Raw genomic sequence first — 13,708 nt, 5'->3', positions numbered from 1 at the left:
GGTACCGCCCATGCGCGGGACTCGCACAGGACGGTTCCCTACGATGGCGCGGTGACCAGTACCGCGTCCTCCACGGACCTCCGGCAGGGCCAGGCACCGCACGAGGGGCGGCCGTCGTGGCAGCGGCGGCTGCGCCGATTCGGTTACGCGCCGGGCAAGGACGCGCCGGCCGGCGACGTGCGCGACCGGCTGGTGCCGCCGTACGCGCAGCCGAGCCCGCGGCTGTGGCGGGTGCTGGGCGCCTCGCCGGTCCTGGCCGAGCGGCTCACGCGCTGGTCGGGCTGGGGCGGGCCGCTGCTGGTGACGCTGCTGGCGGGCCTGACGCGGTTCTGGAACCTGGGCAGTCCGCGGGCGGTGATATTCGACGAGACGTACTACGCCAAGGACGCCTGGGCGCTCGTCCACCGCGGGTTCGAGGTCAGCTGGGACCAGTACGGCAAGAACGCCAACGACATGGTGCTCCAGCAGCATGACGGCCTGGCGGTGCCGACCGACCCGTCGTACGTGGTGCACCCGCCGGTCGGCAAGTACGTGATCGGGCTCGGGGAGCTGCTGTTCGGGTTCGACCCGTTCGGCTGGCGGTTCATGACGGCGCTGCTCGGGACGCTGAGCGTGCTGCTGCTGTGCCGGATCGGGCGCCGGATGTTCCGCTCGACGTTCCTGGGCTGCCTGGCGGGCGCGCTGATGGCGGTGGACGGGCTGCACTTCGTGATGAGCCGGACGTCGCTGCTGGACGGCGTGCTGATGTTCTTCGTGGTGGCGGCGTTCGGGGCGCTGGTGGTCGACCGGGACCGGGCCCGGGAGCGGCTGGCCGCCGCGCTGCCGGCCGGGCCGGACGGCCGGGTCCGGCCGGACGCGGCCGTCGCCGACCACTTCCGGTTCGGCTGGCGCCCCTGGCGGTGGACGGCGGGCGTGCTGCTGGGCCTGGCCGTGGGCACGAAGTGGAACGGCCTGTACGTGCTGGCGGCGTTCTGCGTGCTGACGGTCCTGTGGGACGTCGGCACCCGCAAGGTGGCCGGCGCCCGTCGCCCGTACCTCGCGGTCCTCAAGTACGACACCGGTGCCGCGTTCGTGGCGACGATCCCGGTGGCGCTGGTGGTCTACGTGGCGTCCTGGACCGGCTGGATCCTCTCCCCCGCCGACGGCACGGGCGGCTACTACCGCGACTGGGCGGCCACCGACGGCCGGGGCGGCACCTGGTCGTTCCTGCCGGACTGGCTGCGCAGCCTGTGGCACTACGAGCACGAGGTGTACAAGTTCCACGTCGGCCTGGACCAGCCGCACACGTACCAGTCCAACCCGTGGAGCTGGATCGTGCTGGGCCGCCCGGTGTCGTACTTCTACGAGTCCCCCGGGCCCGGCACCGACGGCTGCCCCGCGGACGCCGGGGAGAAGTGCGCCCGGGAGGTGCTGGCGCTCGGCACGCCGCTGCTGTGGTGGGCGGCCTGCTTCGCGATCGCCTACGTGCTGTGGCGCTGGGCCTTCCGCCGTGACTGGCGGGCCGGTGCCATCGCCTGCGGGATCGCGGCCGGCTATCTGCCGTGGTTCCTGTACCAGGAGCGGACGATCTTCCTGTTCTACGCGGTCGTCTTCCTGCCGTTCCTGTGCCTGGCGGTGGCGATGATGACGGGCGCGGTCATCGGCCCGCCGCGCTCCACCGACACCCGCCGGGTGATCGGCGCGACGGCGGCGGGCGTCCTGGTCCTGCTGATCGCCTGGAACTTCATCTACTTCTGGCCCCTGTACACGGGCACCGCGATCCCGATCGACTCGTGGCGGTCGCGGATGTGGCTGGATACGTGGGTTTAGGCGTCACGGTTCGACAACTCCCGCCCCAACGGCACCGCAACCGCTTACAGTGCCTCAGCACGTCGAATTGAACGTGTTCAACGGGCTGAACGGGAGGGGGGACCGCGTCATGCGCAACGGGGTCAAGGCGGCCGTGGTGGGCGGGGTGTGCGTCACGCTGCTGAGCGGCGCCGGCTACGGGCTCTACAACTTCGCGTCCGCGATGAGCGGTGACAGCGGCACGGCGGCCGGCGTGGCGCCCCCGCGGACCGGGCCGCCCAGCGGGCCGGAGGTGCGGGAGACGACCAAGGCGTTCTTCGCCGCCTGGGAGAAGGGGGACGCGGCGACCGCGGCCTCCTACACCAACCACCCGCAGGCCGCCGAGGCGCTGCTGACGGCCTACAGCCAGGACGCGCACATAGGCGGGGTGCGGATCGCACCGGGCACGCCCGACGGCGACACGGTGCCCTTCGCGGTGACCGCGACGGTGTCCTACGACGGCGCCTCCAAGCCGCTGTCCTACCGCGGCACGCTCACCGTCGTACGCGGTGTCACCTCGCATCGGGCGCTGGTCGACTGGCGGCCCTCCGTCGTCCACCCGCGGCTGCGCCAGGGCGACACGCTGACCACCGGGAAGGCGGCCGCCCCGCGGATCGAGGCCGTGGACCGCGCCGGGAAGGTGCTGGACCGGCAGAAGTACCCCTCGCTCGGCCGTCTGCTGGACGAGCTGCGCGGCCGGTACGGCGAGAAGTCCGGCGGCAGGTCCGGGGTGGAGCTGGTGATCCGCCACCAGGCCACGCCGGACGGCGGCCAGGCTGCGGACACCCCGCTGGTCACCCTGGTCAAGGGCAGACCGGGCAGGCTTCCCACCACGCTCAGCGCGAGCGTCCAGGCGGCGGCCGAGGCGGCCGTGATGCGGTACCCCGAGTCCTCGGTGGTGGCCGTAGAGCCGAGCACCGGGGGGATCCTCGCCGTCGCCAACAACCGCACGGACGGCTTCGACGCGGCCCTCCTCGGCGAACGCGCCCCCGGCTCCACCATGAAGATCGTCAGCGCGGCGACCCTCATCGACAACGGCCTGACCACGGCGGACGGCCCGGCCCCCTGCCCGCCCTCGGCCGTCTCGGAGAGCCAGACCTTCCAGAACCTCGAGGGACTGGCGCCCGACGAGAACGCCACCCTCGCCGACAGCTTCGCCCGCTCCTGCAACACGGCGTTCATCAAGTTCGCCGACGAGGTGGAGCCCGACTCCCTCACCCGGGAGGCCGAGGACCGGTTCGGGCTGGGCCGGAACGACTGGCAGGCCGGCGTGCCCACCTTCGACGGCCGGGTCCCCGCCTCCGGCGGCCCGGACACCGCCGCGAGCCTGATCGGCCAGGGCCAGGTGCAGATGAGCCCGCTGAACATGGCCTCCGTGACGGCGACCGCGATCACCGGCGTCTTCCGCCAGCCGGTGATCGTGCCGCTGAGCCTGGACGGCCGCGAGCCGGCACGCGCGCGCGGCCTCGCGCCGGACACCGTCCGCCAGTTGCGCGCGATGATGAACCGCACCGCGCGCTCCGGCACCGCGGCCGGGGTGATGGCCGGGCTGAGCGGGGACGTCGGCGCGAAGACCGGCTCGGCCGAGACCGACGGCGCGGCCCGCTCGGACAGCTGGTTCACCGGGTACCGGGGCGATGTCGCGGCGGCGGCCATGGTGCAGGACGGCGGGCACGGCAGCGACGCCGCCGGGCCGATTGTCGCAACCGTGCTACGGAACGCCGGTTGAGATCACCCGTGAAGACGGGGACCGTAAGGTGAAAGCCGTCGTTGGGGAGTGTGAGGGCTTAGGAGAGCCTGGAGAGCGCGCGGAGGAACTGAGGCTGTGGGCAAGAGAAGGCGCGTCGCCGAGCGACGGAAGACCCGACCCGCCGTACTCGGCGGGATGCTCGCCGTGGTCGTCGGCGGCGCCGGGGTCGGCCTCTACGCGCTCTACGACGGCGGGGCCGCGGCCGACGAGGGCACCGCCGCCGCGGCCGCCCGCGCGAACGTGAAGACCGGCCCGCTCACCGCCGCCGAGGTCCGCACGGCCGCCACCCGCTTCCTCACCGCCTGGCAGCACGGCAAGGCCGCCGAGGCCGCCGCCGCCACCGACGACCCCGCGGCGGCGGCCCCGCTACTCACCGGCTACGCCAAGGACGCCCATCTGGAGGGCGTCACCCTCACCCCGAAGGCGGCCAAGGGCGGCACGGTGCCCTTCGACGTCCGCGCCACCGTGGCCTACAAGGGCGTCAGCAAGCCGCTGGCCTACGGCAGCTCGCTCACCGTCGTACGCCGCCCGGGTGACGGCGAGCCGCGGGTCGACTGGCACGCCGCCGTCGTCCATCCGGACCTCAGGGACGGCGACCGGCTGGTGACCGGCGCCTCCGGCACCCCGCCGGTCAGGGCGCTGGACCGCGACGGCGGCGAGCTCACCGCCGCCCGGTACCCGTCGCTGGGCACGGTGCTGGACGGGCTGCGGGAGAAGTACGGCAAGACCGCCGGCGGCCAGGCGGGCATCGAGCTGCGCGTGGTGCGCGGCGCGGAGTCCAAGGCCGCCAAGCTGTCCGACAAGACGCTGGCGGAGCTGAGCGAGGGCACCCCGGGCACGGTGCGCACCACGCTCAGCCCGGCGCTCCAGGCGGCGGCCGAGCGGCAGGTGGACAAGCGGGCGAAGGCATCGGTGGTCGTGCTGCGGCCCTCCACCGGCGAGATCCTCGCCGTCGCCAACAGCGGGCACGGCTTCAACACCGCCTTCCAGGGCTCCCTCGCCCCCGGCTCCACGATGAAGGTCATCACGGCCTCGCTGCTCATCGACAAGGGCCTGGCCTCGGCGGACAAGCGGCACCCCTGCCCGAAGACGTTCACCTACGGCGGCTGGAAGTTCCACAACGACGACGACTTCGAGATCAAGGACGGCACGTTCAAGGCGAGCTTCGCCCGCTCCTGCAACACCGCCTTCATCAGCCAGGCGAAGAAGCTGGACAACGACGACCTGACCCGGCAGGCCCAGCAGGTGTTCGGGCTGTCGATGAACAACTGGGCGATCGGCGTGCCCAGCGTCGACGGCTCGGTGCCGGTGCAGTCGGCGGCGCAGATGGCGGCCGAGCTGATCGGGCAGGGCGGGGTGCGGATGAACCCGCTGAACATGGCGTCGGTCGCGGCCACCGTGAAGGCGGGCTCGTTCCACCAGCCGTACCTGGTCGCGCCGTCCGTCGACCACCGGACGCTGGCCACCGCCGCGCGCACCCTGTCCCCGAAGACCCTGTCCCAGCTGCGCGAGCTGATGCGGTACACGGCCGCCTCGGGCACGGCGGCGGAGGCGATGGCGGGGCTCGGCCCGGACTACGGCGCGAAGACCGGTTCGGCGGAAGTGGACGGCCAGAAGAAGCCGAACGGCTGGTTCACCGCCTACCGGGGCGACCTCGCCGCCGCGGGCGTGGTCCAGGCGGGCGGCCACGGCGGCGACACGGCCGGTCCCATCGTGGCGTCGCTGCTGAAGCTCGGCGGCTGATCAGCCGCGGACCGGCTCGGCGGTGTAGGTGCGGCGCAGGAACCGCAGCAGGGTCTTGGCATCGAACTGCACGACGTCCACGCCGTGGCCGGAATGGAACTCCACGACGGCCTGGACCCGCCCGCAGGGCCACACCCGGACCTCGCCGGTCCCGGCCGGCGCGCGCAGCCCCCGTTCGAGCAGCGCCCGGGAGAAGGTCCACTCGTGGGGTCCGGGCAGTCCGATGCGGACGGAGCGGGGATCGCGGTCGGGGTCGTAGCGCAGCACGACGGGTACGGACCCCGGGCCCTCCTCGTCCGTGACGATATGAGCGCGTGCGTACTGTTCGACCACAGACATCGGACCGCCCTTTCACGCACCGTGACCCATGTGAAAGCTGTTCCTCCGGTTCCATCCAGAGTGGCACATTTTCCGGTTCGCGCCCCCGGTGGGAGACGAGACTTTGTCTCTCTTGCGAGGGGTTCGCAACAAGGGCCTAAAATCGACGGGTGCATGTACCTGACGGATTCATAGACGCCCCGGCCTCCGCGGTCACCGGAGTGGTCGCCGCCGGCGCCCTCGCGGTGAGCCTGCGCGGCGCCCGCCGCGAGCTGGACGAGCGCACCGCACCGCTGGCCGGTCTGGTCGCCGCGTTCATCTTCGCCGTACAGATGCTCAACTTCCCCGTCGCCGCCGGAACCAGCGGACACCTCCTCGGCGGTGCCCTGGCGGCGATACTCGTCGGACCGTACACGGCCGTGCTGTGCGTGTCCGTGGTGCTGCTGATGCAGGGCGTGCTGTTCGCCGACGGCGGGCTGACCGCGCTCGGCGTGAACATCACCGACATGGCGCTCGTCACCACCGTCGTGTCGTACGCCGTCTTCCGCGGCCTGCTCGCCGTGCTGCCCCGCAAGCGGCGCTCGGTGACCGTGGCGTCCTTCGTCGCCGCGCTGGTCTCCGTGCCCGCGGCCGCCGTCGCCTTCACCCTGATCTACGCGATCGGCGGCACCACGGACGTCGCCATCGGCAAGGTCGCCACCGCGATGATCGGCGTCCACGTCCTCATCGGCATCGGCGAGGCGGTCATCACCGCGCTCACGGTCGGCGCCGTCATCGCCGTCCGCCCCGACCTGGTGTACGGGGCGCGCGGCCTGCGCCAGCGGCTCCAGCTGCGGGTGAACGGCACCCTGGTGGACGCCCCCGCGGCCGAGCCCGCCACCCCGGTGCCCGCCGCGGCCCGCACCTCGCGGCGCACGCTGTGGGTGACCGGCCTGGTCACCTCCCTGGTCCTGGCCGGCTTCGTCAGCTTCTACGCCTCCGCCAACCCCGACGGCCTGGAGAAGGTCGCGCACGACAAGGGGATCGACAAGAAGGAGGAGGAGCACGCCGCGGCCGACTCGCCGCTGGCCGACTACGGCGTGAAGGACGTCTCCGACGCCCGGCTGTCCGGCGGCCTCGCGGGCGTCATCGGCGTCGGCGTCACCGTCGTCGCGGGCAGCGCGGTGTTCTGGGCGCTGCGCAGGCGGCGCACCGACGACGCCTCGCCCGTGAACACGAGCGTCTGACATGGGGGCGGGACACGCGCACCGGCTGTACCGGCGGGGGCACTCGCCCGTGCACGGGCTGCCGCCGCACACCAAGCTCGCCGCCACGTTCCTGTTCGTGGTGGTCGTGGTGTCGACCCCGCGCGAGGCGATGTGGGCGTTCGCGGCGTACGCCGTGCTGCTCGCGTCCGTCGCGTACCACGCGCGCGTGCCCGCCGGTTTCCTGCTGCGGCGGCTGCTGATCGAGGTGCCGTTCGTGACGTTCGCGGTGCTCATGCCGTTCGTCGCGGAGGGCGAGCGGGTGCACGTCCTCGGGCTCTCGCTCAGCGTGAACGGGCTGTGGGGCGCCTGGAACGTGCTCGCCAAGGGCACCCTCGGCGTCGCCGCCTCCGTGCTGCTGGCCGCCACCACCGAGCTGCGCGAACTGCTGCTCGGCCTGCAACGGCTGAAGCTGCCGCCGCTGCTCGTGCAGATCGCCTCCTTCATGATCCGCTACGGCGACGTCATCACCGACGAGATGCGCCGGATGCGGATCGCCCGGGAGTCGCGCGGCTTCGAGGCGAAGGGCGTGCGGCACTGGGGCGTGCTCGCCAAGTCCGCCGGCGCGCTGTTCATCCGCTCCTACGAACGCGGGGAGCGGGTCCACCTGGCCATGGTGAGCCGGGGCTACGCCGGATCGATGCCGGTCATCGACGAGGTGACCGCCTCCGGCGCCCAGTGGCGGCACGCCCTCACCCTGCCCTGCGCCGCCCTCGTCGTCTGTCTGCTGGGATGGTTCCTGTGACTGCTTCTCTGGAGGTCTCCGGCCTCGCCTTCGCCTACCCGGACGGACACCAGGCCCTGTTCGGCGTGGACTTCTCCCTCGCGCGCGGCGAGCGGGTCGCCCTGCTCGGCCCCAACGGCGCCGGCAAGACCACCCTGGTCCTGCACCTCAACGGCATCCTGAGCGGCGGCACGGGCACGGTGACCGTGGCCGGGCTGCCGGTCGGCAAGCAGCACATGGCCGCGATCCGGCAGAAGGTCGGCATCGTCTTCCAGGACCCGGACGACCAGTTGTTCATGCCGACCGTGCGGGAGGACGTGGCGTTCGGCCCGGCCGCCGCCGGGATCAAGGGGGCCGCGCTCCAGGAGCGGGTGGACACCGCGCTGGAGCGGGTCGGCATGCGGGACTTCGCCGACCGGCCGCCGCACCACCTGTCCTTCGGGCAGCGCCGCCGGGTCGCGGTGGCCACCGTGCTCGCGATGGAACCGGAGATCCTGGTGCTGGACGAGCCGTCGTCCAACCTGGATCCGGCCTCCCGCCGCGAGCTCGCCGACATCCTGCGCTCGCTGGACGTGACGGTCCTCATGGTCACGCACGACCTGCCGTACGCGCTGGAGCTGTGCCCCCGCTCCCTGATCCTCAGTGACGGCGTGATCGCGGCGGACGGCCCGACCGGCGAGCTGCTCTCCGACGAGGAGCTGATGCGGGCGCACCGGCTGGAGCTGCCGTTCGGCTTCGACCCGAAGTCCGTGACCATGGGCGCGTGACGCCCCGCCCCGGCAACGTCGACATAACGATTCCTCCGGACCGGTTCCACCGAGGAATCACAGGCGTTCCCGCCCTGTTGCACCCACTGTCGCAGGCGATCGGGAAGGGATGGCGGACGTGGACGTGAACGGCACAGTGGCCGAGGGCTTCGAGCCGGTCAGGGAGGCGTTCGCCGGGAACTTCGCGCGGCTCGGCGAGCGCGGCGCGGCCGTCGCGGTCTACCGCGACGGACACCGGGTGGTGAACCTGTGGGCCGGCACCCGGGACATCGACGGTACGGCGCCCTGGGAGCCCGGCACCGCCCAGATCGTGCGCTCGGCGACCAAGGGCGTGGCCGCCGCCGCCCTGCTGCTCCTGCACCAGCGCGGCGAACTGGACCTGGACGCCCCCGTCGGCACGTACTGGCCTGAGTTCAAGGCGGCCGGCAAGGAGCGGGCGCGGGTGTGGCACCTGCTCGCGCACCGGGCGGGCGTACCGGTGCTGGACCGCCCGCTGACCCCCGCCGAGGCCGCCGACCCCGACCTCGGTGCCGCGGCCGTGGCCGCCCAGGCGCCGGTGTGGGAGCCGGGCACCGACCACGGCTACCACGCCCAGACCTACAGCTGGCTCACCGGCGAACTGCTGCGCCGGGTCACCGGCCGCCCGGTGGGCGAGTGGATGTCCGAGGAGATCGCCGGGCCGGTCGGCGCCGACCTGTGGCTGGGGCTGCCGGAGGCGGAGCGGGCCCGCGCGGGCCGGGTCGGCCCCGCCGCGACGCCCGAGACGGCGGGCGGCCTGCGGACCCGTCCCAAGCGGGCGGTGGCCGAGGCCTACGCCGACCCGGACTCCCTCACCCGCCGCGCGTTCGCCGCGATCACCCCGCAGCCGGACGAGAACGACCCCGGCTACCACGCCGCCGCGCTGCCCGCCTCCAACGGCATCGCCACGGCCGACGGACTGGCCCGTTTCTACGCCGCGCTGATCGGCGAGGTGGACGGCGGCACCCGGCTGTTCACCCCGGAGACCATGGAGGCGGCCCGTGCCGAGCGGTCCGCCGGGCCGGACCGGGTGCTGGTGGCCGGCACCCGCTTCGGCCTCGGCTACATGCTGCACGGCGCCGCGTCCCCGCTGCTGTCCCCCGGGTCCTTCGGGCACCCCGGCCGCGGCGGCGCCCTCGCCTTCGCCGACCCGGAGTCCGGCATCGCCTTCGGCTACGTCACCAACGGCTTCCGCGCGAGCGTGACGGCGGACCCGAGGGCGCAGGCGCTGGTACGGGCCGTCCGCACGGCGCTCGACTGAGCCACGGACGCGCCCGGCGCACGCCGGGCGCGGATCACACGTGGATCGGGTGGGAGGTCCGCCCGGACGCCGAGTCGATCTCCTCGTGCGCCTTGGTCAGCAGTTGCATGGCCAGCTCGTTCAGGGCGCGGGCGCCGGCGATCTCCTCGCCGACCCGGGGCTGGTTGGCGTCGACCTGGTGCCTGCTGGCCCGGCCGCGCGCCCGTACCTCGCTGCCGTCGGGCAGGCGCACCAGGGCCGCCGCCTGCGTGTGCTGGTCGTCCTCCTCCTTGAACTCCAGCTCGACGTGCCAACCGACAGGGGTGTGCGTCATCACGACCACCTCCGAGAATCGCTGCTTCCAGGGTGCGCCCTGTCCCCCCGGCCCGTCATGTCGGCGGTGTCAGGCGGTGCGTTCGCGGATGTCCGCGACGGTGGCGCCGGCGTGCGCCACGAGGTCCTCCGGCGCCACGGGGAAGACGGTGTGCGGCGTCCCGGCCGCCGCCCACACCAGGTCGTGCTCCAGCAGCCCGCGGTCGGCCAGGACCCGGGTGCGGGTGCGGTGCCCGAAGGGCGGCACACCGCCGATGGCGTACCCGGTGGTCTCCCGCACCACCCGGGCGTCGGCCCGGCCGACCTTCCCGGCGCCCAGCTCCTGCCGCACCCGCTCCACGTCCACCCGCGAGGCCCCGTCCATCAGCACCAGCACCGGCTCCCCGTCGGCGGCGAAGACCAGGGACTTGCAGATCTGGCTCAGCTCGCACCCGACCGCGGCGGCGGCCTCGGCCGCGGTGCGGGTGGCCTCCGGGAAGCGGCGGGTGCGCGCGAGGAGGTCCTCCAGCCCGAGCGCCCGCAGCGCTTCGGCGAACCGGGGATGGGCTCCGGACTCTTCGGTAGCGGCGTCTGTCGTCGTCATGCGCCGCACGCTACGACACCCCCGGCCACCGCTCACGGCAATTCCACCCTCCGGAACCGCAGGCGGCCCCGGCCCGTCGTCGTCGTGATCGTCCGGTTGTACGACGAAGCCGGTGAGGGCGCGTCCCCGTCCCCACGGGGCACCCTCACCGGCCGGTCGGTGCGGAAAGCGGTACGTCAGACGCGTACCAGTTCCTTCTCCTCCTCCGGGTCGGCCTGGGTGCGCAGGCCCTCGCCCTCCACGTCCACGTTGGGCAGCGCGCGGTCCAGCCACTTCGGCAGCCACCAGGCCCGCTTGCCGAGCAGCGCGAGGACCGCCGGGACGATGGCCATGCGGACGACGAACGCGTCGAAGAAGACGGCGATCGCGAGGCCGAAGCCGATCATCTTGACCATCGACTCGCTGGAGCCGATGAAGCCGGAGAAGACGGCGATCATGATCACGGCGGCGGCGGACACGACCCGGGCGCCGTGCTTGAAGCCGGTCACCACGGCCTGGCCGGGCGTCTCGCCGTGGACGTACGCCTCCCGCATCCGGGTCACGAGGAACACCTCGTAGTCCATCGCGAGGCCGAAGACGACGCCCACCATGAAGATCGGCATCATCGACATCACCGGGCCGGTCTGCTCGACGTTCATCAGGCCGGACAGCCAGCCCCACTGGAAGACCGCGACGACGGCGCCGAGCGCGGCCAGCACCGACAGCAGGAAGCCGAGGGCCGCCTTCAGCGGGACCAGCACCGAGCGGAACACCACGATCAGCAGCAGGAACGCGAGCCCCACCACCAGGGCCAGATACGGCAGCAGCGCGTCGTTCAGCTTCTGCGAGACGTCGATGTTCATCGCCGTGGAGCCGGTGACGAGCACCTCGGCGCCGGTGTCCCGGGTGATCTCCGCGCCCTTGTCACGGATGGCGTGCACCAGGTCCTCGGTGGTGACCGAGGACGGCTTGGAGTTGGGCACCACGGTGATCGTCGCGGTGTCGCCGGCCTTGTTGGGCGCGGCCGGGGTGACCGTGACGACGTCCTTCAGGCCCTTGATCTCGGCGCCGACCTTGGCGAAGGCGTCCGTGGGCCGGGCGCTGTCCTTGGCGTCGACCACGACCATCAGCGGGCCGTTGAAGCCGGGACCGAAGCCCTCGGAGAGCAGGTCGTAGGCGCGGCGCTGGGTGGTGGAGACGGGCTGCGAGCCGTCGTCGGGCAGGCCCAGCTCCAGGGAGGCGACCGGGAGCGCCGCCGCGCCGAGGCCGAGGACGCCGAGCAGCAGCACGGCGACCGGGCGGCGCACGACGAACCGGGCCCAGCGGGTGCCCATGTTGGGGCGGCCGGGCCGCTTGGGCGTACGGCCGCCGCCGAGCAGCTTGCTCTTCTCGCCGGCCGGCTTGACCTTGCGGCCGGCATAGCCGAGCAGCGCCGGGATCATCGTCAGGGCGATGAGGACGGCGATGGCTACCGTGCCCGCCGCCGCGATGCCCATCTTCGTCAGCATCGGGATGTTGACGACGGACAGGCCGACCAGGGCGATGACGACGGTCAGGCCGGCGAAGACCACCGCGGAGCCCGCCGTGCCGACGGCGCGGCCGGCGGCCTCCTCGCGCTCGCGGCCCTCGGCGAGTTCGGCGCGGTAGCGGGAGACGATGAACAGGGCGTAGTCGATGCCGACGGCGAGGCCGATCATCGTGGCCAGGGTGGAGGTGGTCGAGCCCAGGTCCAGCGCGGAGGCCAGCGCGGTGATCGAGGCGACGCCGATGCCGACGCCGATGATCGCGGTCAGCAGCGGCAGCCCGGCGGCGAGCAGCGAGCCGAAGGTGATGACGAGGACGACGGCGGCGATCGCGATGCCGATGATCTCGCCGGAGCCGGTCTCCGGCGTCGCGTTCAGCGCGTCACCGCCGATCTCGACGGTCAGCCCGGCGTCCCGCGCGTGCTGCGCGGCCTCCTTGAGGTCGTCACGGGTGGTGTCCGCCAGCTCCATGCCGGAGACCTTGTACTTCACCGACGCGTACGCGATGGTGCCGTTCTTGCTGACGGCGTGCCCGGTGTAGGGGTCGGCGACGGAGGCGACCTCGGGGCCGCCGCCCAGTTCCTTCACGGTCTTCTCGACGGCCGCCTTGTTGCCGGCGTCCGTCATCTTCTCGCCACTCGGGGCCTTGAAGACGACCCGGGCGGTGGCGCCGTCGGCGCTCATCCCGGGGAAGCGCTGTTCCAGCAGGTCGAAGGCCTTCTGGGCCTCGGTGCCGGGGATGGAGAAGGAGGTGTTGCCGGGGGCCGGCGCGGAGGCGGCGCCCACCCCGGCGAGGGTGAGCAGCGCGACCCATATCAGGGCGACGAAGTGCCGTCGCCGGAAGGCGAGGCGGCCGAGTTTGTACAGGAACGTGGCCACTTAAGGCGTTCTCCCGGTCAAGTCGTGGTTCAGCTGGGCAGGGGTGATCAGCCCGACGACGTGAGCGGTGACGTCAGGTGGTGGGCTTGCTGGGGAAGTGGGGTTTCCGTCGGTTTCAGACGCCGAGGGCGGGGAGGACCACGGCGTCGATGTACGAGAGGAGGAAGTCCCGCGTCGGCGGCTCTTCGTCGAGCATCATGCGGGCGGCGAACGCGCCGATCATCATGTGCCGCACGAAGCCGAGCGCGGGGTTGTCCACCCGGACCTCGCCCCGCTCGACCGCCCGCTGGAGCACCCGGCGGTAGTCGGCCATCTCGGGCTCGATGAGGTGCTCCCGGAACGCCTTGAGCAGGTCCGGGTTGCCGTGCACCGTCATGGCCAGGCCCCGCATCAGCTCCGAGTTCTGCTGCATCTCGCAGTCGTCGGCGCGCAGGATGAGGGCGTGCAGGTCGCCCTTGAGCGACCCGGTGTCCACCGCCGCGGCCCGGCCCGGCTTGTGGTGCCGGACGGCCTTCGCCACCAGCTCGGCCTTGCCGCCCCACTGGCGGTAGAGCGTGGCCTTGCTGGAGCGGGTGCGGGCGGCCACGGCGTCCATGGTGAGGGCGTCGTAGCCGACCTCCCGGAGCAGGTCGAGCACGGCCTCGTACAGCTCGGCCTCGCGCTCGGGCGTGATCCGACTGCGGCGCGTCGTCGCGACGCCTTCGGTCATGCCGGTCACCTCCGCTCCGGGTCTTCCGCCTTCGTATCACCGAAGATACCCCGCACGCTCAGCGAAACGAA

Annotated in this window: 12 protein-coding genes; 7 read left to right on the top strand and 5 right to left on the bottom strand. The window is 72.8% G+C overall.

From position 1 onward, the window contains the following. Positions 1–51 precede the first annotated feature (51 nt). The 3 genes from ACSURM_RS21585 (at position 52) to ACSURM_RS21575 (ending at position 5,320) form a co-directional block, all read left to right on the top strand. Positions 52–1,809: a dolichyl-phosphate-mannose--protein mannosyltransferase gene (locus ACSURM_RS21585; RefSeq protein WP_436957181.1), complete on the top strand. Its 1,758-nt coding sequence runs from the start codon at positions 52–54 to the stop codon at positions 1,807–1,809. A gap of 109 nt (positions 1,810–1,918) precedes the next feature. After that, positions 1,919–3,556 (top strand): penicillin-binding transpeptidase domain-containing protein, encoded by a 1,638-nt coding sequence (locus ACSURM_RS21580; protein WP_436957180.1) that lies wholly within the window; start codon positions 1,919–1,921, stop codon positions 3,554–3,556. Between the two features lie 96 nt (positions 3,557–3,652). Then, positions 3,653–5,320: a penicillin-binding transpeptidase domain-containing protein gene (locus tag ACSURM_RS21575; protein WP_436957179.1), complete on the top strand. Its 1,668-nt coding sequence runs from the start codon at positions 3,653–3,655 to the stop codon at positions 5,318–5,320. On the opposite strand, the gene ACSURM_RS21570 is transcribed toward ACSURM_RS21575, so the two are convergent. Next, a complete protein-coding gene (locus ACSURM_RS21570) occupies positions 5,321–5,659 on the bottom strand; it encodes an SsgA family sporulation/cell division regulator (protein WP_436957178.1) in 339 nt (112 codons plus the stop codon). Between the two features lie 149 nt (positions 5,660–5,808). Here ACSURM_RS21570 and ACSURM_RS21565 point away from each other — a divergent pair, with 149 nt between their 5' ends. From ACSURM_RS21565 to ACSURM_RS21550, 4 genes are all read left to right on the top strand, one after another. After that, on the top strand, positions 5,809–6,864 hold the full coding sequence (locus ACSURM_RS21565; RefSeq protein WP_436957176.1) for an energy-coupling factor ABC transporter permease: 1,056 nt from the start codon (positions 5,809–5,811) through the stop codon (positions 6,862–6,864). A gap of 1 nt (position 6,865) precedes the next feature. After that, positions 6,866–7,627: a cobalt ECF transporter T component CbiQ gene (cbiQ, locus tag ACSURM_RS21560; protein WP_436957174.1), complete on the top strand. Its 762-nt coding sequence runs from the start codon at positions 6,866–6,868 to the stop codon at positions 7,625–7,627. After that, positions 7,615–8,373 (top strand): energy-coupling factor ABC transporter ATP-binding protein, encoded by a 759-nt coding sequence (locus ACSURM_RS21555; RefSeq protein WP_359045678.1) that lies wholly within the window; start codon positions 7,615–7,617, stop codon positions 8,371–8,373. Before cbiQ ends, ACSURM_RS21555 begins: the two co-directional genes overlap by 13 nt. A gap of 118 nt (positions 8,374–8,491) precedes the next feature. Then, positions 8,492–9,652: a serine hydrolase domain-containing protein gene (locus tag ACSURM_RS21550; protein WP_436957173.1), complete on the top strand. Its 1,161-nt coding sequence runs from the start codon at positions 8,492–8,494 to the stop codon at positions 9,650–9,652. A 34-nt stretch (positions 9,653–9,686) separates the two neighbouring features. Here the strand turns inward: ACSURM_RS21550 and ACSURM_RS21545 are convergent, their stop codons facing one another. The 4 genes from ACSURM_RS21545 to ACSURM_RS21530 form a co-directional block, all read right to left on the bottom strand. Beyond that, positions 9,687–9,965 carry a DUF1876 domain-containing protein gene (locus tag ACSURM_RS21545; RefSeq protein WP_436957171.1) on the bottom strand — a complete coding sequence of 93 codons (279 nt, stop codon included), beginning with the start codon at positions 9,963–9,965 and terminating at the stop codon, positions 9,687–9,689. A gap of 69 nt (positions 9,966–10,034) precedes the next feature. Then, on the bottom strand, positions 10,035–10,547 hold the full coding sequence (locus tag ACSURM_RS21540) for a YbaK/EbsC family protein (RefSeq protein ID WP_436957169.1): 513 nt from the start codon (positions 10,545–10,547) through the stop codon (positions 10,035–10,037). Positions 10,548–10,723: 176 nt separating this feature from the next. Beyond that, positions 10,724–12,928 (bottom strand): MMPL family transporter, encoded by a 2,205-nt coding sequence (locus tag ACSURM_RS21535; protein ID WP_436957167.1) that lies wholly within the window; start codon positions 12,926–12,928, stop codon positions 10,724–10,726. 115 nt (positions 12,929–13,043) lie between these two features. Further along, positions 13,044–13,637 carry a TetR/AcrR family transcriptional regulator gene (locus ACSURM_RS21530; RefSeq protein ID WP_436957165.1) on the bottom strand — a complete coding sequence of 198 codons (594 nt, stop codon included), beginning with the start codon at positions 13,635–13,637 and terminating at the stop codon, positions 13,044–13,046. Positions 13,638–13,708: the final 71 nt, after the last annotated feature.

This window comes from Streptomyces sp. SudanB182_2057 (assembly GCF_964272715.1).
GTDB classification, from domain to species: domain Bacteria; phylum Actinomycetota; class Actinomycetes; order Streptomycetales; family Streptomycetaceae; genus Streptomyces; species Streptomyces rubradiris.
The sequence above is the reverse complement of the archived record's forward strand: the minus strand, read 5'-3'. Positions and strand labels throughout refer to the sequence as shown.